The following is a 25,060-nucleotide window of genomic DNA, read 5'->3' on the forward strand; positions in this document are numbered from 1 at the left end:
ATCTTGATAGTTATTTAGACTTGCATGTGCTCTCATCTTTTTTCAATTATATTTACGAATTTAAACTTTTGTAAACATAGGAGACTTGCGCAAGATAGGGCTAGATAGGTGTGTTTACAGAAAATAATATATTCTATTCCGCCGTTATCGGATCCATAAGGGCTGAGACCTTACTTATTGAATTTGCTGGGAATCCACCTTGTTTAGCATGTTCCAGGACCATTTGTTCATTTGGAGCATTGTAAATGCAATAGATCTTATTGTCTGTCACATAGCTGTTTACCCATTGTATTTGTGGTCCCATTTTGCTTAACACCTCGTTAGATGCTTTTGCAATTTCTTTTAATTGTTCCGCGGTTGATTTTCCTACTCCAGGAATTTCTCTTTCAATTACATACTTAGGCATGATAATAGTTTTTAAATTGTTTAAAAATTCAGTTAAATAGGGAGATTTATGGTTTGTGGCTGCAGGGGAAGCACTAGAAACCGGGAGAAAATTCAGAATAGCTGCAGCTGAAATACCAATACTTAAATTTACGAAAAAATAAATGGTTTATGTGTTATCATAGTAATTTAACTAGGGATTTTGGGATTGATCCGGGATTTGGGCAAAATGCCATCCCTTGAAACGAGAAAAGCCTCAAATCTTACGATTTAAGGCTTTTTATTTTTCTCTGGCGGGGAATCGGATTACCCACTGCAACATCTACAGGAACTTTTTAGAATAATCAGGGAAATATATAAGAATAAGAAGAGAATGGAGGGTGACGAAAATTTATAAACTGAACAGGTAGCAGATTTAAAGCCTCTAGTGTTATTTAATGCGGATTTACATTATTTGGAACGTAATATTACCTAGTAGAGAATTCCTGAAAGCCTCTACTAGGTATCTTTAGTGAGCGTTAATTAAAAAAAACGCCCCATAATTAACTTATGAGACGGTTTCATTGATGATATATTATCAAATTCCGGCGTTATTATTTTCCTATTTTGGTTAACAATATCACCACAGAATCTGGTTTTGCTAAGAATGCAGAGTGGCTGGTGATCCTGTAAGGTTTTGATATAAACTTTTTCGACAGAACCAAAATTGGCAGCAGTCAGTGTCACCGGTGTAATAAATGGAATGGCTGGTTCGGGACGATAATTTTTTAAAACAAGGTTTTGAACCTGAGGGGAACCATCCTGGATAAAGATGCTTACAATCTGATTTTGTGCTACCTCGAGGGTTCCGTTAGCATCGTTTTGCGTAAGTGTTTTTTGTCCGTTGACTGAACCACCAAGGCTTGATCCTGCGTCGGTACCGGCCAGGTCAAACAGTGATTGTCCGGAAGTCGGTAAGTAAGCAGCAAGATAAACAAGCTTTTCGATCTTCGAAGGATTTTGCTCGGCAACGGCCGAAATGATCATACCACCCAGGCTATGGCCTACCAGGATAACTTTGCCGTTTATTTTTGATAAAGCATCAGCCACTTTGTCCCTGTAAAGATTTAAAGTAATTGTTGAAGGAACAGTATTGTCGCTGCCGTGGCCCGGAAGTTCTACAACGGTCACATTGTTGCCTTCATTGATCAGGCTTGTTTTTACAGCGTCCCACACATAAGGGGCCTGCCATGCGCCGTGTACTAGAACATAATTTTTGGCAGCGGGTTTCATATCATCAAGATTTTTTTTTGAACAAGATGAGAACATAATGGTAGCAGTAGCTACAGAAAGTAAGGTTAATATAATTTTTTTCATGATCTGAGATGCCTAATTGTTTAGGACATCACAAACATCCGGATATAACATGCGGATAAGTTTAACCCAGGTTAAAATCGAAAATCCCCTAAACAATTTTTAGGGGATTGTTGCAAGCCAGAAGCCTGGGAGCGAGGTAAGTTAATGAGCCTTACTTTCCAGCCATCCTTTTACGGATGCGGCTCAGTGAAGGCCCCTGGATCCCCAGATAAGAGGCAATATGGTAACCGGGTACCGAATTGAAAATATTTGAGTGTTTTTCCATCATTTCCCGGTAACGGTCCTCAGGAGTCTTAAATAAAAACCCTTCTGTATTGGTCATCACTTCATGAAAAGCCGTTTCGGCGACGATCCTTCCAAAGCGTTCCCACTGGTGGGATTGCACGTAAAGCTCATTGAGGTGATCGATATGGATATACAGGATAAGCGAATCTACCATGGCCTCGGTATAATATTCGCAGGCGGTCTGGCTCATAAAACTCTTATAGGATGCCACAAACTGGCGATCGGTAAAAAACAGCATGTTCTTTTCCTCGCCCGTCTCACTGTTTACCCGGTAGATCCTGAACACGCCATTGATCACAAAACCCAGGTGCTTGCAGACATTTTTATATTCGTTATAAAACTCCCCCTTTTTATATTGTTTCACTTTCCAGTGGGGCAGGGACAATTCAAATGCTTCCGGCTTCATACCGGCAGATCCCAAAACCGTGCGTAATAAATCTATTTCTGTTGTATGCTCTGACATGCCCTAAAATTATAGATTTTAAATGCATAGAATACTAACATACGGTATAGTGATGGGGTAACAATATTGTTGATTAACAGACGCAAACATTAAAGCAGCCAAATGCCTTTTCAAAATTTTAGTTCATTTTTCGATATTAACCTGGGTTAAACTTATTGCTGCGGCATCTCCCGATGTTTGTATTGTCCTAAACAATTAGGCATTAAACAAGATGAAAAAAGCAATTATAATGATGGCAATGAGTGTACTAGGTTTTACTGCTCAGGCCCAAAAAGCAACCAACAAAAATTCTAAAACCATAGTGCTTGTGCACGGCGCGTGGTCGGATGCATCTTCCTGGGATGCTGTAACCCCTTTGTTAAAAGCCGGGGGTGAAGAAGTGATCAATGTTAACCTTGCAGGTCACGGGAAAGACAGCACCTCATTTGCAGGCATTACTTTCAAAACCTATGTTGACCAGGTAAAGGCAGCCATCGGAACCCGCACCAATGTGATTTTGGTAGGACACAGTTTCGCTGGCCTTGTGATCAGCCAGGTAGCGGAAGAGATTCCAGCCCAGGTTAAGGAACTGATCTTCCTTGCAGCAGCCTTGCCACATAATGGCGACAGCCTTTTATCCCTGGCAAAACAGGATCCTGCTTCCCATATCGGTAAATCCCTGACCATTGACAAGGAGCACGGAGCAGCAATAATCGCAAAAGATGCCGTAGCAGACATTTTTGCCACAGATGCGCCTGCACATGTTCAGCAGTACCTCGCTACCCATATTAAAGCCGAACCGTTAGCCCCACTTGCCACACCGGTACACTTGACCGATAAAAATTTCGGAAGCATCAGAAAGGTATATATTCATACTGCTAATGATAACGCGATCAGCTATCCTGCGCAGCAATACATGGTAAAGATGGGCAAAGTGGCAAAGGTATACACCCTTCAAAGCAGCCATACCCCATTCATTTCCATGCCCGATAAATTAGCTGCAATCCTGACCGCGGAAAGCAAGTAATAAATATAAATCAATAAAAATTAAACAACATATTCTTTTTAACATCATACTAAAAATTATGAAACGCACAGCAAAAGCACATTGGAACGGAACTTTACAAGAAGGTAAAGGAGAAATCAGCACACAAAGTGCCGTACTTAATCAGATCCAATATTCATTTAAAACCCGTTTTGCCGATGGCATCGGTACCAATCCCGAAGAACTGATCGCAGCAGCACATGCAGGTTGTTTTTCGATGGCCCTTAGCGCAACATTGGAACATCACAACATTACCGCAGGCGATATTTATACTGATGCAATCGTTGGCCTTGACATGCAGGCATTAAGCATCACCGGCATTCATCTGGAATTAAAAGCAAGCATTATTGATGGGGTTAGTGAGGCAACATTTACAGAAATAGCGGAAGGCGCAAAGGCAAATTGCATTGTCTCCAAAGCATTGAATGTTCCCATTACATTAGCCGTTACTTATGGCTGATAACCCATGGCACGTAGAAGCATCCTGCCTGAAGCCCATCAGATCATATCTGGTGGGCTCTTTGATTTTTTGGTCTTTATCTCTCTGGCGGCCATTGTATAACCACCCTGGAAGCCATCGACAAAATGAATGTGTGCGTTTTTCATATCCCTGACATAACAGGACATAATGGATGAAGTACTGATATGGGCGCCAAAGATAATCTCACCCTCAGATTCCAGTTTGTCCAGGGCTTCAACAAGCTGGATTCTTTGAGCTCTTGTGCCTGAAATAACCGTATTGATCCGCCCATCAAGCACCAGGTTATCTGACATTTCCACCAGATCACTTAAGTACCGCCTACCTGAACTGGTCATGAAATAAAAATAGGCAAGCAGACCGGAAATCCCGTTTACAAGATAAAGGGAAAGCCGGCCTTTATTGTATTTGGCAAGCAGTTCACTCCGAAGCCTATTGTAGGTTGATTTAAGTTTAAGTTTTTTTGTTGAAATGGGACGGCGCTGCTTATCACTGCCATAAATGGCATCAATTCTCGCAAGTACCTTGCTTAAGATCATGCCCTGGCTTTCGGTTTTTCCGATAACCAGGAGGGTGAGCACTTCCTCTTGGTCTACCGGTACAGGGATCTGGTCCCAACGGCATTCCATCCCAGTTAAGTCAGCTTGCACTGTAGTGGATGAAGCTTTAAATGGATCATAGGCGGTACCCTTTAACTGCTCTTCAGCATAGCTTAATCCGTTCCCCAGGATAACCGGCATTGAAAAAACAGAGGATCTGCTGTGTTTGGCAATCTGCAGCTTAAACCCGGCGGCATAAATATCCCTTACAGGAATGGCCCCAATCCTAAGATCAAGATTAAAATTTGCTTTCGTGCTGGCCCTAAAGCTTCCTAACGCACTCATGATATCTCCACTTATCGAGGATGGGACAATGAAAGTCGCCCCATCACCCCCAAAGAAAAACGGTATATCCATTTCTTTGCTAAAAGCAATGTTAAGCACTATGACAATGGTACAGGTAGCTACCAGATTTACCGTTTGATGCTTGCCCTCTGAAACCGCTGCGGTTGAATTTTTGATATCCGTTAGAATAATATCCCAGTCGTTTGGCACCATACTAAAGGCCGAATCTAACGAAAACAGTTCTGCAAGTGGGAGGCTGGACTGCTCAAGCTCAGTATAGAATAAGTCTGATTTATTGTTGCTCATAACGGCTCGGTTTTTACCTTTGAGAAATCTCTTGCCTGTGTTTTAATCCCCATTTATGCAGCTCGATAACCACATTATGCAAAGATTTTCCATGATCGGTAATTGAATATTCAAATCTTTTCGGGGCAGTTGGCGATACCGTCCGTCTGATCAATAGATTCGTTTCCAATTCTTTTAACTCTTTGGATAACATACGGTCGGTAATCTGAGGGATTTCATTTGTCAATTGCCTGAAACGCATATTTTCAAAGGTTAAACAGATGAGAATAGCTAATTTCCATTTGCCGTTCAGCACATAAACGGCATCTGTTACTGGTTGGATCATAGCTTGTAATGTTTCCTTGGTATATAATTTTTCCATCTGGTTGCAATACCGAAATAAGTGCCGAACATCCTAAAAACACTTACTTTAATATAGTAAAATTAGGGGTTTTTAAACTGGAAACCTAACATATTTTGTTTACACCAAGTGCCAGGCGGATTTCCCCTGATCAACACTTAGAAATTAAAACAGGATTGCCATGTCAATCCGTTTTTTTTATGAAAAGAAAAATAAAGATATTTATCTGTCTCAACAAGTCTGAAATTTAGGATCCTGGTTTGGGACAGAAGTATTTTGAACCAGGTGTTCAAATAGGGACTCATATATAAGAGGATATTTTAGAAAGTATCTAATATATATCGATTTGATGATGGGGTAGTTCTTAAGTTTGATGAAATAGAAAATGACGACTTTATTCTAATCAGGACGGATTAACGGAATGGGAAGAAAAACCCTACAGCTATCTTTACTAGGTATAATATGGAATCGGTATAATTCTATCAAAAAACGAGAACTCCTTACTATGCTATTACAGACCGGGCCAGTTCTGCAGAAAGAGTTTACGATTGATGATGTTTTGAATAACGCAGCTAGGCTTGTCTTTGGTTTAAAGGTAGTTAACAAAGCAGATGAACCAAACGATATATCCACAAATAACCTTCCAGAACAAATGGCTAATGATATGGTCGATAAGATCCTGAAGCATGAATTATGCATTGGTAATAATTTGTCAAGAGTAGAAGGCCAGAAAAGTACTTAATTTTATAGTGAAATTTGCACTTTTGGCCGCTGAGGATGTAAATTGAAGGTGTTCGAATCCCCTAATGCTCTCGGGGTTTTATGGTCTATTTTTGGAAAAACAGTACGATTTTTAGTATAAATCGTTAATACCCATCAAATGGTGTTCATTTTGTTGTTTTGTAAATAGTTGATTGTCAATGCCGTATAGAAATAAAAGCGCGTGTTCTAAAAACACGCGCTTTTGCACTTTTGCGGAGAGTGGGGGATTCGAACCCGCGGACCCTTTAACAAGTCAACAGTTTTCAAGACTGCCGCAATCGACCACTCTGCCAACTCTCCGCTGCAAAAGTACGAACTTGAAGCAAATCTGCAAATGATTTCGAATCAAATATTTGCATAAATATTTTAAGCGTTGCTAATCATTTAGTTAGCTCGCATAAAAACTTTCAAAAAAACATATATAGGCTCAATAAAGGCCATTTTAGCTACAATTTTGGACTTTAGGTTTAAACTAAAGCGCCTCTTTAGGGTAAATTTTTTCCCGGTCTACCGATAAAACGCCATTTCCCTCAATTGCAAAACAAACGAGCCCGATTAATACGGAGACCGAAAACCAAAATTCTGAATAGGGTTTAAAAATTCCACCAGAAATATTTACAAAGAATACCGCCCCGATCAGTATTGGTAAATTAACCAGGCAGAATACACGGGTATGTGTGCCCAAGGTGATGGCTAAGCCCCCAATTAGATGTAACATAATGATCAGGTGGGCCAGTAAGCTAATGCTCACAGCCGTGCCTAAGAAAGCGCCCCTCATTAAATTACTAAAGGCTGGCATATTGATGTAAAAATCAATACCCTTCCAAATTAAAATAAGGCCTAATAAGATTCTAAAATAGTCTAACCATTTTGGGTGATGGTGATCGCCCCAGATCTGGATTTTCTTAAGCATGTTCATAACTTCTATATTTTGGTTATGACAATTTACGGAAAAATTAAGAAAATAACAATGGCTAACTATTTGATTTTAAGGCTTTTTTTTTATCAACAGTTTTACTGTTTACATAATCGGTTGGCGACATGCCGAATTGTTTGGCAAAGTTCCTTCCAAAGTGAGATTGAGAGCTATAACCAACCATTTCTGAGATTTCGTAAATTTTCAGTACCCCTTCATTTAAAAGCTCGGCCGCTTTTTTTAGCCTTGCCAAATTAATCAGTTCATTGGGGCTAAGGTTAGAAATGGATTTAATTTTCCGGTATAAGGTTGGCCGGCTCATATTCATCTTTTCTGCCAGATGTTCTACATCCAGATCCTGATTGCTGATATTCTTGTTAATGGTCTCCTGTAATTTTTCTAAAAACAGCTCGTCTGCCTTTGAATATGCAATACTTTTAAGGTGGAGCAGGGGGGAGCTCGCGAAATATGCTTTGATTTTGTTCCTGTTTTTAATCAGGCTCGAAATCTGTACCTGTAAAAACTCAGGAGAAAATGGCTTTTCTACATAGGCATCGGCACCCAGTTCTAAACCTTCAATTTTAGATTGCAATGAATTTTTTGCGGTAAGCAGGATAACGGGGATATGGCTGAATTCTAAGGTAGATTTTACTTTCGCACAAAATTCAAAACCGTCCATTTCGGGCATCATTACATCGCTAACAATGAGCTGAACAATTTCACGCTGTAATATTTCTAATGCTTCTATACCGTTTCGGGCCTGTAGTACATGGTATTTTTCTTCCAGATCATCTGAAATGAAATCAAGGATATCTTCATTATCATCAACCAGCAACACTACAGATCTTTCCATATCTTCAGTATCTTTTATGGTCAGCTTGCCTATAATTTCTTCCATTTTCCGTTCAGGTTAAATTCTATAAGTTGATGGATAGGCAATTCCAATACAAATATATTAAAATCATGGTCATTAAAATCAAAATAAAGCTCCCCGCTATGCAGTTGAGCAAGCGATTTTGAAATCGATAAACCTATTCCGGTTCCTGCCTTAATTTCTGTTTCTTTGCCCCTAAAAAAAGGTTCAAATATCTTGTCCTTAATTTCAATTGGGATGCGATGTCCATCGTTTTTTACCATCACAGCAAACTTATCGCCTTCCTGCAATGATAAATTGATCTGTACCATGGTTTTTCCGTACTTAATGGCATTGTCTACCAAATTGCTGATCATTTTGTAAAAGGCCTCTACGTCGATATAGGCAAGGAGCTTTTTCTCAGGTAAATGAAGGTTATACTTCATCTCATGCTGTTCTGCAGCAGGTTGAAACTGAAGAAATACGTCTTTCAGGATTTCTGAAATATCGGCTTTTACGAAATTTAATGAAAATTCGCTGGTTTCGGTTTTTCTGAAATCCAGTAACTGATTGGTCAATTTGAGCAGCCTATCGGTGTTTCGCTCCATAATCCGTAAATTCTTTTCTATCGCGGGTACGGCATCAGCCTGTTTAATCAGTTTCTCCATCGGGCCGATAATCAGTGTAAGGGGCGTTCTGATTTCGTGGGCAACATTGGTAAAGAATTCGATTTTCGCCTGATACACTTCTTTTTGTTTTTCATGCTCAAAAACTTCCATCCGCCTGCTGTTTTTTAATGCGATTTTTCGGTGATAGCTTCGTACCAGAAAGAAGATAATTCCACCTGCCGCGATCAGATAGAGCAGATAGGTGATAGGGCTAAGGTAAAAAGGAGGACGGATTTTGATGAGTAACTTCGCGTTTTTAGTGCTCCAGGTACTACTTCCTTCAACCAATGCTTTCACTTCAAAAATATAATTCCCAGGAGCAAGTTTGGTAAAATAAACCTTCCTGTTGGTTTTTAAATATTCCCAGTTTTTATAAAGCCCCGTCATTTTATAGGCATATTCCGTCATTTCGGGAGATAGATAGCTTAATGCCGCAAAATCGATACTAAAAGAAGATTGGTTGTAGTTAAGTTCGATGATATCGGCATAAACGATCGATTGATCAGAAACAGAATCTGCCCCATTTAAACCTATTTCTAAGCTGTTGATCTGAAATCCGGTTAAAAATACAGGGGTTTCGTATGATGCTGCTTTTAAGTTGGCCGGATTGAAGCTGACCAGCCCTTTTACACTCCCAAAATAGGTTCGGCCATCCTCATCCTGATAGGCAGAACTGTAGTTGAACTGATCGGTAAGTAATCCGTTAGCTTTAGTATAGGTTTTGTTTAAACCCGTGGATGGGTCAAAATGGATAAGGCCCCTGGTACTACTAATCCAGAACTTATTTGCGGCATCTTCTTCAATGCGGAAAAGGTAATTGCTCGGAAAGCCATTTTTTATACCATAACGCCTAAACTGATGTGTTTTCTGATCAAACCTGCAAAGCCCACCACCGTCTGTGGTCACCCAAATCTGTTGTTTACTATCTTCAAAAACACTATTTACGGTGTTATGACTTAAACTTTTCGCATCTGTCGGGCTATTTTGGTAGTTCACATATCCAGGGTTGGATAAGTTAAACTGAAATAAACCATCGTTAAAGCTACCCGCCCAGATATTGCCCTTGCTATCTTCAATAATCGAATAGTAAAAAATAAAGGGGAGGCCGGCAACAGGTTCAAAATCATCGCGTTTTCGGTTATAGCGATAAATCCCATTAATGGTCCCCACTAAAATTTCACCAGACCGTGTTTTACAGAAAGTAACAATAAAGTTGGTGCGTAAGGCATTTCCAACGCCTGCCTGGTAATGTTTGATTACCTTTTCTGTTTTCAGGTCTAAAACATCCAGTCCATGTTCGAAAGTACCAACCCATAGTTTGCCGCCGTCAACCAATAAACCGTGGATATTGGAATAGGCAATGCTTCCGGGTTTTCCATCGGGTAAGAAGTGTTTAAATATTCCTGTTTTTACATCGAGTTTGTTCAGGCCGGCATCTTCCGTACCGATCCATAAATTTCCGTTGCCATCCCTGGTAATTTCCCTAACGTCACTTCCACTGATCGAGTTTGTGCCTTTTTGAGGAAAGTATTTGGTAAACAGGGAAGTATGGCTCGAATAGTAGTTTACACCGCCAAAATAGGTGCCTGTCCAAACGCCTCCTTCGCGGTCAAGGCAAATGGTGTAAACGGCATTATCGCTTAAAGAATAATCGTTATTGTACTGTTTTTTAATATGGATAATCGCTCCGTTTTCGTCATTGTAAATGTAAATGCCCGATTCGGTGGCAATCCAAAACTCATGAGGCCCTGTTTTTTTGATATCCCGTACAAAAATTGGTGTGTGGTCGTCGTTTAACCGCAGTATATTTTTTGATGCCAGGGTTACCGGATTAAAGAGCTTGACCCCCTGATTGGTGGTGCCAACCAATAAATTGCCATTTTCGGTTTCCGCAATTCTGGATACCCAGCCGTATTCTATTTTTGCATTTTTACCGTTGATGTTAAAACGCTGAAAATTATTCGCTTTGGCATTGTATTTTTCCAGCGTCCCCTTTCCGGTACTGATCCATACGCTGCCATCTTTTAAAACCGTTACCAGTGAGGCATCGAAAGGCGCATTATGGGTGAAAGCCTGTATTTTCTTACTGTGCTTTTGATATAGGTATATTTTGAATGAAGACAAGATCCACAAATTTCCACGCTGATCGCTGGCCAGATCTATAATCCGCATCCCTTTGGTTTCTTTGATGATGCTGAAGCTTTCTTTTGCCGGATTGTATTGGTACACGCCGCTGTTGGTACCTACCCAAAGTGTTTGCTCCCGATCGTGGTGAAGTGCATAGATTAAATCGTTGCCTAAACTGCCAGCCTGGTCCGGGTCGTGGCGATAGGTTTTAAAAGAATAACCATCAAACCGGTTTAAGCCATCTTTTGTGCCAAACCACATAAAACCATTTCCATCCTGCACACTACAAAAGGCGGTATTGTTAGAAAGTCCGTTTTCTACCTGATAATGCCTGAAATAATAAGGTTGCGCCCACAGCAGGTGCACCGGAAACAAAAGACATAAAAGGATGAAGAGTTTTTTCAAGATATCTTGGTCAGCAGCATCAAATATATTAAAGAAATGCTTTGTTTTCAGGCTAAATTGAATTTGAGCGGATAAGTAGAAAGATTGAGACAGATCCCATTTTTATTTGGGAGAACCTTAAAGATTTAAGAAATACAGTTTTTATAGACCTGAAAACTGTAAACTGCCAATTGCAGACTAATCTGAGTGTACGCTTTTTATAGACCCTGAAAACTGTCAATTGCTAATTGCAGACTAATTTGGGCGTTACCCAAGCTGCGCAAGGGTCGGGCTTTTCAGGGCTGCGCTTCGCTCCGGTACCGATGAAGGATCGGTACTGAACCCTTACAATCCCTAACGCAAAACCCGGCGTAAAAAATCTGCAAAGTCTGATTTCAATAGCACTACAGGCCTGCGTTAAATAAACCGGATAGAACGAAAAGCCCGGAGCGAAGCATGAGCGAGGACTTGGAGTGATAGTAGGGCTTTCCTAACCGAAATGTGCCGGCCCCCTCATTTTCCAAAAAAACAATGATCACTTCAGCAACATATCGGTAACGCGACAAAACTGTCCATTGCCAACTGCCAACTGATTGGGCGTTACCCAAGCTGCGCAAGGGTCGGGCTTTTCAGGGCTGCGCTTCGCTCCGGTACCGATGAAGGATCGGTACTGAACCCTTACAATCCCTAACGCAAAACCCGGCGAGGCAGATCTTAATAGCGCTATAAGCCTTTGTTAAATAAACCTGATAAAACGTAAAGCCCGGAACCCGATTTTTTCTATCGGGAGAGGACTTGGAGCGATAGCAGGGCTTCCCTAACCGAAACGTGCCGGCCCCCTCATTTTCCAAAAAAACAATGATCACTTCAGCAACATATCGGTAACGCGACAAAACTGTCCATTGCCAACTGCCAACTGATTGGGCGTTACCTAAGCTGCGCAAGGGTCGGGCTTTTCAGGGCTGCGCTTCGCTCCGGTACCGATGAAGGATCGGTACTGAACCCTTACAATCCCTAACGCAAAACCCGGCGAGGCAGATATCAATAGCGCTACAGGCCTTTGTTAAATAAACCGGATAGAACGAAAAGCCCGGAGCGAAGCATGAGCGAGGACTTGGAGTGATAGCAGGGCTGCCCTAACCGAAATGTGCCAGCCCCATCGTTTCCAAAAAAATTGTTGCTTAAGATCCTGAGCTGAACTCAGGATGACGGATCTTTTCTTCCCATGATCGTCATCCTGAACTTGTTTCAGTATCTATCATGCTAAATGTGTTGCTATTAAGATCCTGAGCTGAAATCAGGATGATGGATTCCAAAAATCGGTCGTCATTCCCGCCTGTGCCTATCGTGTGGACACAAATATACAAACGTGCGTCATTCCCGTGAAAACGGGAATCTTAAAGCGCAAAACAAGTCTCTTCCGCCTACAATTGCATTACGATGCCCAGTCAAGTTGGGAATGGCGATTCCACGCTATATATCAACTTGTTTCAGTATCTATCATGCTTAATATATTGCTATTAAGATCCTGAGGAGAACTCAGGATGACGACCACCTTAATTAACCCCTTCAACGCAAATCGAGACAAAATGAAGAAAGATTGATACAAATGCGTATCCCTCTGAAAAGCTAAAAACCGAATCTTTGGATAAGAATTAAATAGAACTAAATCCATTTAGCTCTTTAACTAACCAAATCCCTAACCTAATATGAAAAGAAGTTTATTCTCTTATGGTGGCTTTGTCTGCCTGGATTGGTATCCGCTTCAAAAAATGTTTTTGAAACGTAAAGTCCTCTCCGCTATTTTTACTTCCATCACCTTAATCTTACTTTCCTTTCAGCTCAGTGCCCAGGAGCAAACAGCTGTTACCGGAACAGTAACCGACGAAAAGGGCGAAACGGTTGTTGGCGCCAGTATTAAAGTTAAGGGTACCAACACAGGAGTGACTACCGATGGCAATGGAAAATTCAAAATTCAGGTAAGCGATAAAAATGCTATCCTAATTTTTATTTATGTGGGATATGCCAATCAGGAAGTTGCATTAGCTGGCCGTACACAAATAAATGTTAGCCTTAAGCCATCTAACAACGATCTATCAGAGGTTATTGTGGTGGGCTACAACACACAGAAAAAGGAAGCCATTACGGGCGCCATTTCATCAATCAGCAGCAAAGATCTCGAAAAAGTGCATGGCGGTTCTACCGTGAGTACAGGCTTGGCCGGAAAGCTGCCAGGTGTATCTTTCAGGATGCCTGACGGAAGACCTGGTGCGAGCGCCAATATCCAGATCCGTAACATGGGTAACCCGCTTTATGTTATCGATGGTATTCAACAGGATGCCGGCCAATTTAATAATATTTCGCCTAATGATATCGAAAGTATCAGTGTGCTTAAAGATGCGTCGGCTGCTATTTATGGTAGTAGGGCATCAAATGGTGTAATTTTGGTAACCACAAAAAGAGGAAAAAACAGTACCCGCAATACTTTTAGCGTTGATGCTTACACGGGTTGGCAGAACTGGGTGCGTTTCCCGGAAACGACCAATGCTTACCAATGGAAAGTGGGGCAGGCTACTGCAGAAATGAACCAGAACGGCGCAACCAGTATTACCCAGGCCGAACTGGATAAATGGAAAGCAGGTACAGAATATGGCTATCAAAGCCAGAACTGGAAAGACATTATCATTGCACCTAACGCACCCCAAACTTCAGTAAACCTAAGTGCTTCGGGTGGAAGTGACCGGGTAAACTATTACTTTTCTGCTACCCGTTTAGATCAGAAAGGGGTATATGGCACAGCGAGGGAATTCGATTTCAACCGGACCAATATCCAGAGTAATATTGAGGCTAAAATAACCGATCGTTTTAAGGTGGGTATGCTCATCAATGGCCGTATCGAAAGCCGCGATCAGCCAGGTGTACCAGGGGGAGATGATTACTGGGCTGCCCGTTTTGCCTTGTTGAGAAACAGGCCTACCGAACAGGCCTATGCCAATGGCAATCCGAATTATCCGAACGATATCGGGCACAATACAGAGCAGTTCGCTGTACAGAGTAAAGCGCTAAGTGGTTACTGGAAATCAGACTGGAGAGTTTTGCAGACCAATTTATCAGCCTCTTATGAAACACCAATCAAAGGTTTAGAAATTAAAGGTTTATATTCCTATTACATCGCCGATAACGTAATTAATGGACATGAGTATACCTATAATGTATATACCTACCATCCCGAAACAGGCATTTATGAACAAAAAGTAGGCAGTTCAAACCCCTACAGAGAGCGTAGAAATGAAAAAGTATACACCAATACCTATCAGCTTCAGGCCAATTATAACCGCACTTTTGGTAAACATACCGTTGGTGGGGTATTGGTAGCCGAGCGCTTGGATCGTTTTAGAACTTATACCTTTCAGCACGCTGTACCACAAACTAATATTTTACCTGTGCTGCAGTTTGCCGATATGGATGGGCAGGATTTTGCTGATATACAGGAAGAGCAGGCCCGTATCGGTTACGTGGGTAGGTTAAATTACAACTACGACAATAAATATTACCTGGAGCTTTCAGGTCGTAGAGATGCCTCTTGGAAGTTTGCACCAGATAGGCGTGTTGGTTATTTCCCTTCGGCATCAATTGGATGGAGAATTACGCAAGAGAAATTTATGAAATCGCTTTTGGGCGAAAGCAACATCTTAAACGATTTGAAACTTCGTGCTTCCTATGGGGTATTAGGGGATGATGATGTGGATATCGATCCCTTTGCCTATATCCCAGGTTATAACTACAACCAAGGCAGTGTGATATTGGATGGGAAAAACATCACAACATCAAGAGATAAAGGCCCTATTATTAATAACCTGAGTTGGTTTAAAAGCAAAATTACCGATATCGGTATTGATTTTACGATGTTCGGTAGTAAACTTTCGGGAACGGCTGATTATTTTTATAGAAAACGCACTGGTTTAAAAGCCATTAAAAACGACGTAATTGTTCCAATTGAACTCGGATACCCGCTAAATGCTGAAAATCTGGAGAGCGATGCACAGTTTGGAGGTGAATTCTCTTTAAACTACAGAGATAAAATCGGCGAGTTTAACTACAATGTTGGTGGAAACATTTCCATTAGCAGAAAGAAACTTTTAGAAAGATATAAACCACGTTTTGGCAACTCATGGGAGAATTACAGAAGTAATGGTACCAACAGATATGCCGATATTTTTTGGGGATACGAAGTAATCGGTCAGTTTCAGAGTATCGATGAAATTAATAATTACAAAGTAAATATCGATGAAAAAGGCAACCGCTCTTTATTGCCCGGCGATTTAATTTACAAAGATCAGAATGGCGATGGGATTATTGATGGGTTAGACGAAAGGCCGATTGGTTATACCACGGCGGGGCAGCCAAACGTCGGCTTTGGTTTCACCATCGGTGGCTCTTATAAGAACTTCGATTTCACTGCAGATTTTTCTGGTGGCGCCATGTATTCCTGGAACCAGAACTGGGAGCAGCGCTGGGCATTCCAGAACGGAGGTGCTTTATTGCAGAATTTTGCTGATGACAGTTGGCACCGCACTAATCTTTACGACCTGAACAGCCCATGGGTGGCTGGTAAATATCCTGCAATCCGTTTTAATGACCGCGATCATAGTAACAATACCAGAAACTCGACTTTCTGGTTGCACAACGTACGTTATCTGCGTGCCCGTACACTTGAAATTGGTTATACCATTCCAAAAAGATGGGCAGAAAAAATCAAGATCCAGAATGCAAGGGTATATGTAAACGGGTATAACCTGTTCTCTATCGATAACCTGAAAGATTATGGTGTAGATCCGGAAATTGCAGACGATAATGGATTGCAATATCCACAGAACAAGTTCTTTAATATAGGCCTTAAACTAACGCTGTAACATGAAAAAGACTAATCAAATGAAAATATATATATACGCATTTGCTGCCATTGCATGTTTGAGTTTTGCGCAGTCGTGTAAAAAAGATTCCGAATTTTTGGATAAACAGCCAACCAGTACGCTGCCGATTGATGCCGTGTGGAAAGACCCTAACCTGGTACTTACTGTGGTTGGCGATCTGTACGATCGTTTCCCTGATTTTCAACGTATCGAATCATGGTGGTTATTTGCCGATTTTGATGAGGGTTTTGCTTCAGCGGGCGGCGATTATGGTCGTCATCAGAACCTGGAATATGGATACGACGCATGGAGATACTGGGATATGGGCGTTTACAGGCTGGTAAACGACCTGAATCTGTTTATTAAACGTGGGCAGGAAGCGACCGCTTTAAAGACTGAAGACCGAGACCGTTTTTTAGCTGAAGCGCGTTTTATCAGGGCCGGTGTTTATTTCGAGATGGTAAAAAGAATGGGCGGTGTGCCTTTGATTACTGTTCCCCTGGCTTATGATTATAGCGGAGATCCAAGTTACCTGCAATATCCAAGGGCAAAGGAATCTGAAATTTACGATTTTGTGATTGCTGAACTGGAAGCCGTTAAAACCGTACTTCCAGATAATGCAACCATTCAAAGCAGGGCTACAAAAGCTGCGGCACTGGCCATGGAATCGAGAGCTGCACTTTATGCAGGTTCAATTGCAAAATATAGCAATGCCCAATTAACCCTTCCAGGTGGAGAGGTTGGCATTCCTGCTGCAATGGCCAATGGTTATTTTACCAAAGCCTTAAATGCCGCAAAAGAAATTATCGATGGCGGTAAATATTCGCTTTACAAAAAGAACCCAAATCTGTCGGATAATTTTGCAGCCCTTTTTACCGATAAAGGCAGCAATCCGGAGGTAATATTTGCTAAAGATTTTAAATTGAAAACCAATAAAGTTCATGGTTTTACAATCGATAACCAACCGCGCTCTTCTGCCGAAGAAGCACAGGGAGGAAGGTTAAACCCTTCGTTAAATCTGGTGCAGTCTTTCGAAAAGCTAGATAATACTTATGCCTCTTTGGCTGCTGTTGATGGCAGCGGAAACCCGGTTTATTACACCAATATCACCGATATTTTTGCTGGCCGCGATGCACGTTTAGCCGGCACTGTAATTCTCCCTGGAACACAGTTTAAAGGTAAAACGGTAGATATATGGGCGGGCTATCAATTGGCAAATGGTACAATTGTAACGGGCGACAATTTTGCGCAAAGTAAAAGCAATGTACTTCCCGGTAACCCAGGTTCGGTGCAGGTAGTGGGCGGTGATGGTCCTGTTGATGGGCTTGAATTCAGCGCACAGTCAGGATTTTACGTGCGTAAATATTTAGATCCTGCTACAGGCTCAGGTCAGATTGGTACCCGAAGTGAGGTATGGTGGGTTCGTTACCGTTATGCCGAGGTATTGTTAAATGCTGCCGAAGCTGCTTTTGAATTGGGCGATGCAGCTACTGCAGCCAACTATATTAAACCGGTAAGAGACCGTGCAGGATTAACCACAGCATTAAGTCCGGCCGATATTACTTTCGACCGGATTGTACACGAACGCAAAGTAGAATTCGCCTTTGAAGGACATCAGCTTTGGGATATGAAACGTTGGAGACTGGCCGATAAGGTATGGAACGGCAACAATATGTCGGTTGCTGATTTTACCAATGCCAGCAATATCGGTAGCGCAACACGTACCAGCACACAAGTGTTTGGCTTGTGGCCCTATAAATACTATAATCCGGGTAATGCAAATCATTTAAAGTATATTTTTAAGGTGATTAAACCCAGCCGTGTAACGGCAGCGCACCGCTTCCGCATCGGCAATTATTACTCTTCAATCGGGCAGGATGTGCTTAATGGCAACCCGAAAATTATCAGAAACCCTAATCAATAATCAGATACAGACATGAAAAATAGACTTTATTTCATCATAGGGGCAATTATAACCGTGTTATTCTCCGCTTGTAAAAAGGATAATTACGAAGCACCCGCGGCCGATTTCACAGGAAGGATCGTGTATAAGGGCGAAGCAATCAATGTGCAGTACCGCCAGGTAAACTTCGAACTTTGGCAATCAGGCTTTGGCAACTACTCCGCATTAAACGTATATGTTAATCAGGATGGTAATTTTTCGGCTAAGTTATTCGATGGCAACTATAAACTGGTTTTCTCACCAAACCAGGGGCCGTTTTTGTGGAAAAAGAATGCAGCCGGTAAACAAGATACCATAGCGGTAAATATCAGCGGTAACAAAGTGATGGATATAGAAGTAATGTCTTACTACATGATCCGCGGCGCTAGTTTAACAGCTGCATCTGGAAAAGTGAACGGATTCTGCAAACTGGAAAAAATCATCACCGATGCCAATGCAAAAGATATAGAAAGTGTATCGCTGTATATCAACAAAACACAGTTTGTAGATGGAGGTAATAATATCGGGGTACAAGAACTTAGGGGGGCAGCCCTAGCCGACCTGAATAACTTAAATATGAGTGTAAGTATCCCTACGATTGTACCGACACAAAATTATGTTTTTGCCAGGATAGGGGTCAAAATTGCAGGAGTAGACGACCTGATTTTTACGCCTGTAACCAAAGTAAGTTTTTAAAGGCCTGAAGGCGTTTAAGAAGTTAGATTATAATTAAAATGGATTTTTAAAATTTCGTCATTCCCGCGCAGGCGGGAATCTTAATGCGCATGTAACCAATCTACATTATGCATTAAGATTCCCAATCAGGGTGGGAATGACAATCAATCGAATCATTATTAATAATCATTATCTTACCCTTAGCAAATCATATTAAATGAAATATCTTTTTGCCTTTTTTTTAAGCGCGTCAGTATTTTTTATGGACCAGCAAGCATTTGCCAATCCGTACAAAAAGGCATTGAATGACACCCTTTATCTGGCCGATCCAACGATTTTTTTGGATGGCGGTGTATATTATTTATATGGCACAAGTAGCGGTGAAGGCTTTCTGGTTTATTCATCCAGCGACCTTAAAAACTGGACCAAACCGACCGGAAAAAATAAAGGATTTGCATTAAAAAAGGGCGATTCCTTTGGGAGCGAGGGTTTTTGGGCACCGCAGGTATTTAAAAGAGGCAAAACTTATTTTATGGCTTATACTGCCGATGAGCAGATTGCCATTGCGCATAGTAATAGCCCAGCGGGGCCCTTTGTCCAAGAAGAATTAAAAGCAATTTCAGGTACAGGCAAGCAGATCGACCCTTTTGTGTTTACTGATACTGATGGGAAAAACTACCTCTACCATGTAAAGCTCGATCATGGCAACAGGATTTTTGTAACAGAACTGAAAGACGATTTTTCTGATGTAATCCCTGAAACAACAAAATTTTGTTTGTCAGGAACAGCAGCCTGGGAAAATACAGCGAAAACCGATTGGCCGGTAACCGAAGGGCCAACGGTAATCAAAAAGGATAATCTTTACTATCTTTTTTATTCGGCTAATGATTTCAGAAATCCTGATTATGCAGTGGGTTATGCTACCTCAACCTCAGCTACCGGACCATGGATAAAGGTTCAGGGCAACCCGATTATCAGTAAAAAGGTATTGAAAATAAATGGCACCGGGCATGGCGATTTCTTTATGGATAAAAGCGGAGCATTACAATATGTTTTCCACACGCATCATTCAAATCATAAAGTATCCCCAAGAGCTACAGCTATAATCAAAGCCGCCTTTATAAAAGAGAAAAATGGAAGTTTTCGCATGCAGATCGATCCCGAAAGTTTTCGGTTTTTAATGCAAAACGCAGCAAGGATTAATTGATTGTATTTGTAGAAATATTGAGATAAAAACAGGCCGATTTAAGAAGATAAATCGCTTTTTTTAAAGATTGACGAATGCCGTTGATCAAAAACATAAAAGACGTAAAGATTTAAAATGAATGCTTTGAAAATAAGATATCTGTTTGTCGTTTTGTGCCTGTTACACGTAACAGGTTTACATGCACAAACATTTACCAATCCTTTATTGCCATCGGGTGCCGATCCATATAGCTTTTATAAAGATGGTTATTATTACTATACCCATACTACAGGAAACCGTGTAGATCTTTGGAAAACCAAAACCCTGGATGGCTTAAAAGATGCGGAGCGGAAAACCATTTGGCGTGCACCTGCAGGAACCATGTATAGTAAAGAAATCTGGGCCCCAGAAGTGATGTTTTTAAGGGACAAATGGTACGCTTATTTTGCAGCCGATGATGGGAGGAATGAAAACCACCGCATGTACGTTTTGGAAAATGCTTCGGCCGATCCGATGAAAGGCGAGTGGGTATTTAAAGGCAAAATTACCGATCCGACTGATAAATGGGCCATAGATGGAGATGTGATCGATTTTAAAGGCCAGTTGTATATGATCTGGTCTGGATGGGAGGGAGATGAAAACGGCAGGCAGGAAATTTTCATCGTCAAACTTAAAAACCCCTGGACAGTAGCGGATAAACGGGTGAAGATTTCTACACCCAAATTTAGCTGGGAAAAAATCGGAGACCTTGGCGGAGGAGCGCACGTGGATGTAAACGAAGGGCCTCAGTTTTTGCCGCATGGTGATAACATATTTGTCATTTATTCGGCCAGTGGCTGTTGGACAGATTTTTATGCTTTGGGGATGCTTTCAGCTTCGGCTAAAAGCAATCTGCTCGACCCTGCTTCCTGGACAAAATCCGATCAACCTGTTTTTCAGCAATCGCCAAAAGAGGGCGTTTATGCGCCGGGCCATAATTCATTTTTTTCTTCGCCGGATGGAAAAGAAGATTGGATCCTATATCACGCCAATGATAAACCGGGCCAGGGCTGCGGAGGTTTCCGCTCGCCCCGGGCCCAAAAGTTCAGCTGGAATGCCGATGGTACACCAAATTTTGGAACTCCGGTAAAAGCCGGATTGAGTATAACATCACCAGCTAACCGTAATAAAAACTAAATCAGATATACCGATATGAACTTAAAAAACTACGCGCTACTTGCTGTCTTGAGCTTTAACATTAGCTTGGGTTTTGCACAAAAAACAAAAAAAAATGCTGAACCTGCAAAGGTTTGGTCGATAGAAAAAGCCAATGCCTGGTACAAAGAACATAAATGGTTAACAGGCGCCAACTACATTCCTTCCAATGCCATTAACCAGCTAGAAATGTGGCAGGCCGATACTTTTTCACCCGATCTGATCGATAAAGAACTGGGCTGGGCAGAAGGAATCGGTTTTAACACGCTGCGTGTATTCCTGTTCAGTAAAGCTTGGAGTCAGGATCCTGAAGGTTTTAAAAAGAGAATGGACAAATTTTTAACCATTACCCAAAAACATGGTATTAAACCTATGTTTGTTTTTTTCGACGATTGCTGGAATAAAACTTCGGCCATTGGTAAACAGCCCGAGCCTAAAACGGGTATTCACAATTCGGGCTGGTTGCAAGATCCCGGCGATCCTGCTTTTAAAGAAGAAGCCAGTTTTCCTGAACTCGAAAAATATGTAAAGGATGTACTTACCCATTTTGCACATGATAAAAGGATTCTGTTATGGGATTTGTACAATGAACCCGGAAATAGCGGAAAGTTAGAAGCCACCATACCTTTGTTAACCAAAACCATTAGCTGGGCAAGGTCGGTTAATCCCGATCAGCCGATTTCTATCGGATTGTGGAGCTGGGGTTTCGAAAAACTTAACGAAATACAGTTGGCCAACTCAGATATTGTAACCTACCATAACTATGAGGCACCAGACTGGCACCAAAGAACCATCGATCTGTTAAAAGCCAGCGGCCGACCATTAATCTGTACCGAATATATGGCCAGATCGCGCAATAGCCGTTTCGCTAACATTTTGCCGATGCTAAAAAACGAAAATGTAGGCGCCATTAACTGGGGGTTTGCTGCGGGTAAAACCAACACCAAATATGCCTGGGATACCCCGCTTGCCGATGGATCTGATCCGATTGAGTGGTTTCACGAAATCTTTCAGCCCGATGGCACCCCGTACCGCCTGGATGAAGTTAACCTGATTAAAAAACTTAACAGCAAATAAATTATTGTCAATAGGGAGATAATTTATTGTATAAAAAATCAATATAAATGACAGAAGATTAGCAAATTGTAGGGTAGGAGGCATCGTCATTGCGAGAAGGCTTTTCAGCCGACGAAGCAATCTTACAACGATCGCTATTAGCGTGCGCATTAAGATTGCTTCGTTCCTCGCAATGACGACCTTTCTATAGGCCATCATTGACAGACTCCAATAGAATAGTCGTCATCTCGACTGTAGCGCAGTCCCGAACTTTCGGGAGAGAGATCTATCTAGATAGATTTAGCTCCGCTGAGCACTTCGTGGTTCTCGACTACGTTGCACTCCGCTTGAAATGACGGTAACTCTGGGGTTTTTTAAGCGTAAATTAATTGTTGTAATTCATATTGACTTTTATGAAACAAATAAACCCTCAGGATGAAACTATTCCTTGCTTAAATTAAAAACATTGCCAAACCCCAACTTTAACACACAAATTTAAACCAATGAACAAAAAAGTATCCATCCTTTTCTCGCTGCTGGGGCTCTCGCTTTCCCTTTCTGCACAGCAACAGGACAAATCGTGGTCGATGGTAAAAGGGAAAATCTCTTCACCATGGTCCCAGGAAGTTAATCCTAAAAATGTATTGCCGGAATATCCGCGGCCACAGTTTGAGCGTACTGGTAACTGGAAAAACCTCAACGGACTTTGGGATTATGCCATTTCAGGAAAATCACAACAGCCGGCAATTAATCAGGGTAAAATCCTTGTGCCTTTTGCGGTAGAATCTTCACTTTCGGGTGTTGGCAAAACAGTAGGTAAAGATAGCTTGCTGTGGTACAAAACCAGCTTTACTATGCCTGCAAACATGAAAGGCAAAGAAATTTTGCTTCATTTCGGTGCTGTTGATTGGAGAAGTACGGTGAGCATCAACGGTAAAGAGGTAGGTAAACATGAAGGCGGTTTCGATCCTTTCAGTTTTAATATTACGCCGTTTTTAAACAAGAGTGGAAACCAGACTTTAACCGTAGAAGTTTGGGATCCGACGGATGAAGGCCCTCAACCAAGGGGAAAACAGGTAAAAAAGCCGGAGGGCATCTGGTATACCCCGGTAACCGGTATCTGGCAAACGGTGTGGATCGAGGCGGTAAACAAAACACATATCGATCATATTAAAATAACGCCTGATATTGATCAGCAAACCGTGGCGGTTACCCCATTTTTAGCTGGTGGTGCTACAGGCGATCAGGTTAAGGTTTCGGCATGGGATGGTACGACCAAAGTGGCTGAACAGACCGCTGATGGCACTGGCGCAATCAGTTTAAAAATTGCGAACCCTAAACTTTGGAATACTAAAAACCCATTTTTATACGACCTGAAAGTTGAGTTGATCTCTAAAAATAAAAAGATAGATGAGGTGAAAAGTTATTTTGCCATGCGCAAAACCTCAATCGGCAAAGATCAGAACGGTATTCAGCGTATGCTCTTAAACAACGAATTTGTTTTCCAGTATGGTCCCTTAGATCAGGGTTGGTGGCCAGATGGGCTTTATACTGCACCAACAGATGCCGCTTTAAAGTTCGATATAGATAAAACCAAAGAAATGGGTTTTAATATGATCAGAGAACACATTAAAGTAGAGCCCGCACGTTGGTATTACTACTGCGATAAAGCAGGTATGCTGGTTTGGCAGGATATGCCAAGCGGCGACCTAGGTAACGGCTGGGAAAACCGCCCAGGTATTTTAGACCATGGATCGGATAAAAACAGAAGTACCGAATCTGAAGGATATTACAAAAAAGAGTGGAATGCCATTATCGATGCACTTTATAATGTGCCTTCTATTGTAGTATGGACACCTTTCAATGAGGCCTGGGGCCAGTTTAAAACCGTAGAAATTGCCAAATGGACAAAAGAGAAAGATCCTTCAAGATTAGTGAATACGGCCAGTGGAGGTAATTTTTATCCGGTTGGCGATATTATCGACCTGCACAATTACCCACATCCGGCTATGCCTAGTCCTGATTATTTTGGAAAAGACTATGCCCTTGTACTGGGCGAGTTTGGTGGGCTTGGCCTACCTATTGATGGCCACGTGTGGCAACAGAAAAATAACTGGGGCTATCAGAGTTTTAAAAACAAAACCGATTTGTTTAATAAATACGCCCAGTTTACGAAACGTTTAGCAGAATTAATCCCATTAGGGCTTTCTGCCGGAGTGTATACTCAAACTACCGATGTTGAAGTAGAAACCAACGGCTTGATGACCTATGATAGAAAAGATATCAAGTTTTCTGAAGCACAGATGAAAGCTTTGCACGATAAGCTTTATCAGATAAATATGCCGGTAAAGCAATAGCTTATCATTTAACGCTTTTTGTTTTATCAGCATAATGAGGTGCTGTAAATCACTAAATCATTAGCCCGTTTATCCATTCGGGCTAATGGTTTTTTAAGTAATTTCTTTTATTGTTTTGTATTGCCTTTACGCTGTTTGTGATCATGAATTGAGGGTAATGCAGTCCGCAACCGAAAGGGTACTTTGTATAAGACAATCAAAAAAAACGCAAATTTCCTTTACCCCTTCTGTACCTGTTGTTTACCCTTTCTCTATACCAAGTTAACCCCAAGTTAACCCTTTGGTTACCTTTTCTTTACCTTTTGGTTACCTAAAAGGTAAAGCCAGGCGCTGCTTTGGGGCTTTCTTCTGTGAGTCGGGGTCGACGCTCCCTGCCAGCAAGTACCTTTAAGTGGTAATTAGTTATATTCGCCTTGCACTGATCGAGAAACTTTAATTCATATGAAAAAATCGTTATCTTCCGCTAGATAATAATCTTGACCGCACCAATTCTTCCTTAAGTTAACC

The 25,060-nt window shown here is 41.5% G+C and carries 18 protein-coding genes and 1 tRNA gene; 10 read left to right on the forward strand and 9 right to left on the reverse strand.

Annotation, left to right across the window (positions count from 1 at the left end; translation table 11 throughout):
* Positions 1-133 precede the first annotated feature (133 nt).
* The 3 genes from J7E57_RS26295 to J7E57_RS26305 form a co-directional block, all read right to left on the reverse strand.
* Positions 134-406, reverse strand: a complete 273-nt coding sequence (locus J7E57_RS26295; RefSeq protein ID WP_215132317.1) for a DUF4242 domain-containing protein — start codon at positions 404-406, stop codon at positions 134-136.
* Between the two features lie 500 nt (positions 407-906).
* A complete protein-coding gene (locus J7E57_RS26300; RefSeq protein WP_215132318.1) occupies positions 907-1,740 on the reverse strand; it encodes an alpha/beta fold hydrolase in 834 nt (277 codons plus the stop codon).
* Positions 1,741-1,891: 151 nt separating this feature from the next.
* On the reverse strand, positions 1,892-2,488 hold the full coding sequence (locus tag J7E57_RS26305; RefSeq protein WP_215132319.1) for a Crp/Fnr family transcriptional regulator: 597 nt from the start codon (positions 2,486-2,488) through the stop codon (positions 1,892-1,894).
* A gap of 211 nt (positions 2,489-2,699) precedes the next feature.
* Here J7E57_RS26305 and J7E57_RS26310 point away from each other — a divergent pair, with 211 nt between their 5' ends.
* The gene (locus J7E57_RS26310) at positions 2,700-3,494 is read left to right on the forward strand and encodes an alpha/beta fold hydrolase (protein ID WP_215132320.1); all 795 of its coding nucleotides are present in this window, start codon (positions 2,700-2,702) and stop codon (positions 3,492-3,494) included.
* 58 nt (positions 3,495-3,552) lie between these two features.
* Positions 3,553-3,972, forward strand: coding sequence for an OsmC family protein (locus J7E57_RS26315; RefSeq protein WP_215132321.1), 420 nt, complete (start codon positions 3,553-3,555; stop codon positions 3,970-3,972).
* 38 nt (positions 3,973-4,010) lie between these two features.
* Here the strand turns inward: J7E57_RS26315 and J7E57_RS26320 are convergent, their stop codons facing one another.
* Positions 4,011-5,180, reverse strand: a complete 1,170-nt coding sequence (locus tag J7E57_RS26320; RefSeq protein ID WP_215132323.1) for a DUF3095 family protein — start codon at positions 5,178-5,180, stop codon at positions 4,011-4,013.
* 13 nt (positions 5,181-5,193) lie between these two features.
* Entirely contained in the window at positions 5,194-5,541 is a 348-nt protein-coding gene (locus J7E57_RS26325) for a winged helix-turn-helix transcriptional regulator (RefSeq protein WP_251030043.1), read from the reverse strand.
* A gap of 400 nt (positions 5,542-5,941) precedes the next feature.
* Between J7E57_RS26325 and J7E57_RS26330 the strand changes: the two genes are divergently transcribed.
* Positions 5,942-6,262 carry a hypothetical protein gene (locus J7E57_RS26330; RefSeq protein WP_215132324.1) on the forward strand — a complete coding sequence of 107 codons (321 nt, stop codon included), beginning with the start codon at positions 5,942-5,944 and terminating at the stop codon, positions 6,260-6,262.
* A gap of 233 nt (positions 6,263-6,495) precedes the next feature.
* Here J7E57_RS26330 and J7E57_RS26335 read toward each other — a convergent pair.
* The 4 genes from J7E57_RS26335 to J7E57_RS26350 all read right to left on the reverse strand — a co-directional run bounded on the left by J7E57_RS26335 (position 6,496) and on the right by J7E57_RS26350 (position 11,251).
* A tRNA-Ser gene (locus tag J7E57_RS26335) sits at positions 6,496-6,582 on the reverse strand.
* A gap of 172 nt (positions 6,583-6,754) precedes the next feature.
* Complete coding sequence (locus J7E57_RS26340; protein ID WP_215132325.1) at positions 6,755-7,201, reverse strand: DoxX family protein; 447 nt, start codon at positions 7,199-7,201, stop codon at positions 6,755-6,757.
* 55 nt (positions 7,202-7,256) lie between these two features.
* Complete coding sequence (locus tag J7E57_RS26345; RefSeq protein WP_215132326.1) at positions 7,257-8,096, reverse strand: response regulator; 840 nt, start codon at positions 8,094-8,096, stop codon at positions 7,257-7,259.
* Positions 8,081-11,251 carry a two-component regulator propeller domain-containing protein gene (locus J7E57_RS26350; protein ID WP_215132328.1) on the reverse strand — a complete coding sequence of 1,057 codons (3,171 nt, stop codon included), beginning with the start codon at positions 11,249-11,251 and terminating at the stop codon, positions 8,081-8,083. The genes J7E57_RS26345 and J7E57_RS26350 overlap by 16 nt, the downstream gene beginning before the upstream one ends.
* A 1,688-nt stretch (positions 11,252-12,939) precedes the next feature.
* Here J7E57_RS26350 and J7E57_RS26355 point away from each other — a divergent pair.
* The 7 genes from J7E57_RS26355 to J7E57_RS26385 all read left to right on the forward strand — a co-directional run bounded on the left by J7E57_RS26355 (position 12,940) and on the right by J7E57_RS26385 (position 24,553).
* The gene (locus J7E57_RS26355; RefSeq protein WP_251030044.1) at positions 12,940-16,143 is read left to right on the forward strand and encodes a SusC/RagA family TonB-linked outer membrane protein; all 3,204 of its coding nucleotides are present in this window, start codon (positions 12,940-12,942) and stop codon (positions 16,141-16,143) included.
* Between the two features lie 19 nt (positions 16,144-16,162).
* The gene (locus J7E57_RS26360) at positions 16,163-18,067 is read left to right on the forward strand and encodes a RagB/SusD family nutrient uptake outer membrane protein (protein ID WP_215126254.1); all 1,905 of its coding nucleotides are present in this window, start codon (positions 16,163-16,165) and stop codon (positions 18,065-18,067) included.
* Positions 18,068-18,079: 12 nt separating this feature from the next.
* On the forward strand, positions 18,080-18,781 hold the full coding sequence (locus J7E57_RS26365; RefSeq protein ID WP_215126255.1) for a DUF3823 domain-containing protein: 702 nt from the start codon (positions 18,080-18,082) through the stop codon (positions 18,779-18,781).
* Between the two features lie 196 nt (positions 18,782-18,977).
* A complete protein-coding gene (locus J7E57_RS26370) occupies positions 18,978-19,967 on the forward strand; it encodes a glycoside hydrolase family 43 protein (RefSeq protein ID WP_215126257.1) in 990 nt (329 codons plus the stop codon).
* A gap of 123 nt (positions 19,968-20,090) precedes the next feature.
* Positions 20,091-21,122: a family 43 glycosylhydrolase gene (locus J7E57_RS26375; protein ID WP_251030045.1), complete on the forward strand. Its 1,032-nt coding sequence runs from the start codon at positions 20,091-20,093 to the stop codon at positions 21,120-21,122.
* Positions 21,123-21,137: 15 nt separating this feature from the next.
* Entirely contained in the window at positions 21,138-22,217 is a 1,080-nt protein-coding gene (locus tag J7E57_RS26380; protein WP_215126261.1) for a cellulase family glycosylhydrolase, read from the forward strand.
* Positions 22,218-22,699: 482 nt separating this feature from the next.
* Positions 22,700-24,553, forward strand: a complete 1,854-nt coding sequence (locus J7E57_RS26385; protein ID WP_215126263.1) for a glycoside hydrolase family 2 protein — start codon at positions 22,700-22,702, stop codon at positions 24,551-24,553.
* Positions 24,554-25,060 lie beyond the last annotated feature (507 nt).

This window comes from Pedobacter sp. ISL-64 (assembly GCF_018613605.1).
In the GTDB taxonomy this organism is placed as follows: Bacteria; Bacteroidota; Bacteroidia; order Sphingobacteriales; family Sphingobacteriaceae; genus Pedobacter.

What these genes read in the sequence shown, in the direction of transcription:
- J7E57_RS26310 (WP_215132320.1), top strand. Translation starts at nt 2,700, where the DNA reads ATGAAAAAAGCAATTATAATGATGGCAATGAGTGTACTAGGTTTTACT.
- J7E57_RS26320 (WP_215132323.1), bottom strand. Translation starts at nt 5,180, where the DNA reads ATGAGCAACAATAAATCAGACTTATTCTATACTGAGCTTGAGCAGTCC.
- J7E57_RS26325 (WP_251030043.1), bottom strand. Translation starts at nt 5,541, where the DNA reads ATGGAAAAATTATATACCAAGGAAACATTACAAGCTATGATCCAACCA.
- J7E57_RS26365 (WP_215126255.1), top strand. Translation starts at nt 18,080, where the DNA reads ATGAAAAATAGACTTTATTTCATCATAGGGGCAATTATAACCGTGTTA.
- J7E57_RS26315 (WP_215132321.1), top strand. Translation starts at nt 3,553, where the DNA reads ATGAAACGCACAGCAAAAGCACATTGGAACGGAACTTTACAAGAAGGT.
- J7E57_RS26295 (WP_215132317.1), bottom strand. Translation starts at nt 406, where the DNA reads ATGCCTAAGTATGTAATTGAAAGAGAAATTCCTGGAGTAGGAAAATCA.
- J7E57_RS26300 (WP_215132318.1), bottom strand. Translation starts at nt 1,740, where the DNA reads ATGAAAAAAATTATATTAACCTTACTTTCTGTAGCTACTGCTACCATT.
- J7E57_RS26305 (WP_215132319.1), bottom strand. Translation starts at nt 2,488, where the DNA reads ATGTCAGAGCATACAACAGAAATAGATTTATTACGCACGGTTTTGGGA.
- J7E57_RS26345 (WP_215132326.1), bottom strand. Translation starts at nt 8,096, where the DNA reads ATGGAAGAAATTATAGGCAAGCTGACCATAAAAGATACTGAAGATATG.
- J7E57_RS26380 (WP_215126261.1), top strand. Translation starts at nt 21,138, where the DNA reads ATGAACTTAAAAAACTACGCGCTACTTGCTGTCTTGAGCTTTAACATT.
- J7E57_RS26355 (WP_251030044.1), top strand. Translation starts at nt 12,940, where the DNA reads ATGAAAAGAAGTTTATTCTCTTATGGTGGCTTTGTCTGCCTGGATTGG.
- J7E57_RS26360 (WP_215126254.1), top strand. Translation starts at nt 16,163, where the DNA reads ATGAAAATATATATATACGCATTTGCTGCCATTGCATGTTTGAGTTTT.
- J7E57_RS26385 (WP_215126263.1), top strand. Translation starts at nt 22,700, where the DNA reads ATGAACAAAAAAGTATCCATCCTTTTCTCGCTGCTGGGGCTCTCGCTT.
- J7E57_RS26340 (WP_215132325.1), bottom strand. Translation starts at nt 7,201, where the DNA reads ATGAACATGCTTAAGAAAATCCAGATCTGGGGCGATCACCATCACCCA.
- J7E57_RS26370 (WP_215126257.1), top strand. Translation starts at nt 18,978, where the DNA reads ATGAAATATCTTTTTGCCTTTTTTTTAAGCGCGTCAGTATTTTTTATG.
- J7E57_RS26330 (WP_215132324.1), top strand. Translation starts at nt 5,942, where the DNA reads ATGGGAAGAAAAACCCTACAGCTATCTTTACTAGGTATAATATGGAAT.